Here is a 450-nt window from a genome sequence, read left to right on the forward strand (position 1 = left end):
TCAGGAGGTCTGTTCAGTAAGGCAGCGGGAATTGCAAGTGACATTAAAAAGACTATTTCTGGAGCATTAGAAATTAACAGTCCATCTAAAGTGATGATTCCAGTTGGTAGTGCAGTCCCAGAAGGCGTTGGAGTTGGTATGGATAAGGGGAAACGATTTGCCCTTGATGCAGCAAAAAATGTAGTGGGAACGGTTAAGAAACAGATGGGGAATATGCCATCTGTTTTTGATTTTGGATTCCAAACTTCGCATTATAGTATCCCGCATCATACACTTGGTGATTTTACTAGGCATACGCAACTACAATCACCTTATAACAACGTACCTACAGCAAAAACTATGTTCTCGGATCGATCAGGTAGAGAACAAGAACTGAATGTAACGGTAAATATGACAAACGTTTTAGATGGAAAAGAATTAGCGAACGGAAGTTACGCATATACGACAAAG

1 pseudogene is annotated in these 450 nt (G+C 40.2%); it reads left to right on the top strand.

Going from position 1 to position 450, the window contains the following annotated elements:
• Positions 1 to 450 (top strand): annotated as a pseudogene (locus tag ACQRBL_RS32580) (phage tail tape measure protein); the annotation flags it as partial.

This window comes from Bacillus sp. AF62 (assembly GCF_050312695.1).
Classification (GTDB): domain Bacteria; phylum Bacillota; class Bacilli; order Bacillales; family Bacillaceae_G; genus Bacillus_A; species Bacillus_A cereus.